This is a genomic window from Cognataquiflexum nitidum, from assembly GCF_022538055.1.
GTDB lineage: Bacteria > Bacteroidota > Bacteroidia > Cytophagales > Cyclobacteriaceae > Cognataquiflexum > Cognataquiflexum nitidum.
This window is the reverse complement of the sequence record NZ_JAKZAM010000078.1, coordinates 1-1,404: the sequence shown is the minus strand read 5'-3', so window position 1 is coordinate 1,404 and position 1,404 is coordinate 1. Positions and strand designations below refer to the sequence as shown.

Genomic DNA, 1,404 nt, shown 5'->3' with positions numbered 1-1,404 from the left:
AACCGTGATTATGCAATAGGATTTCGCAATTAGTTGAAAAGTGTTAAATTTTGGTTTAAAGTCTGTTTTTGAAGTATGAAGCATATCACCAAAATGGTTAACCTCCCCATTGAATATAGCTCCAAGCCTGTCACCCCATTTGGGGGGATGAGTATGATGAAGCGGTTTATTGATCAGGTAGGGATTCGGGAAAAGTTGGAACAGCTTAATCTTCCCCAACCGGGATCAAACAGGGGATACGATCCAAAGCAGATCGTGGAATCTTTCTGGCTCGGCATCTGGACGGGAGCGAGCCGCTACATTCATTGTGACTGGTTGCGTTATGATCAGGTACTTCAATCCATATTCGGTTGGGACGCTATGCCGTCTCAGAGCACCTACAGCCGGTTTTTCGGGAAGTTTTCCCAGGCACTCAACACGGAGATTTTCCCTGAGTTACAGCACTGGTTTTTTGATCAGATGAATATCGGGAGCCTCACGGTAGACTTTGACAGTACGGTCATCACCCGCTACGGAGATCAGCAAGGCAGTGCAAAAGGATACAATCCCAACAAACGCGGCAGGAATTCCCACCACCCTTTGATGGCTTTTGTGGAGCAGACCCGCATGGTGGCCAATGCTTGGCTGCGTCCGGGGGATACGGCTGCCAGCAGCAGTTGCAAGGAGTTTATGGAAGAAACCTTCAAGGAGGTACTCAAAGACAAGAAAATCGGTCTGGTTCGTGCAGACAGTGGGTTTTATACCGAAGAACTGATGTCCTATCTGGAAGGACAGGAACTCAATTACATCATGGCCGTGAGAATGTATCCCAATGTAAAAAGTGAAGTCTGGGCCATCAAAGACTGGGTCAGATTGGCCAAAGGCATCGAACTCAGTGAGATGAAGTTTAGCCATGAAAACGGAAAGCCCAGAAGATATATCCTGGTCAAAAAGCAAATCGATATCAGGCCAAACGCTGCAGGTAAAATGCTCTTTGAAGACGAGCCGGGCTATAGATACAGCTGCTATGTAACCAATCTTGATCTTCCCCTGGACCAAATATGGAACATGTACAACAGCAGGGCAGACTGTGAAAACAGAATAAAGGAACTAAAATATGATTTTGGTCTGGAAAACTTCTGCCTACAGGACTTCTGGGCCACTGAAGCATCCTTTAGATTCATCATGGTGGCCTATAATCTGATGAGTCTGTTCCGACATTTTGCACTCAACCATCACAACCGGGCAACCTTGGGCACACTTAGATCTTATTGCTTTGCATTAGGAGCATGGACTGCTTCACATGCCAATAAAAAAGTCCTCAAAATCTCTTTACCCACTAAACGAAGGCCTTGGATGGATGGAATATTCTCTCAAATCTCCAACCTAAGCCTCCCATTTACATATTCTAATGCATAATTCGGG

At 45.7% G+C, this 1,404-nt stretch carries 1 protein-coding gene; it reads left to right on the top strand.

Annotated features, from left to right (window positions below; all coding sequences use genetic code 11):
- Positions 1–75 precede the first annotated feature (75 nt).
- On the top strand, positions 76–1,398 hold the full coding sequence (locus MMU07_RS21660; protein ID WP_241128704.1) for an IS1380 family transposase: 1,323 nt from the start codon (positions 76–78) through the stop codon (positions 1,396–1,398).
- Positions 1,399–1,404 lie beyond the last annotated feature (6 nt).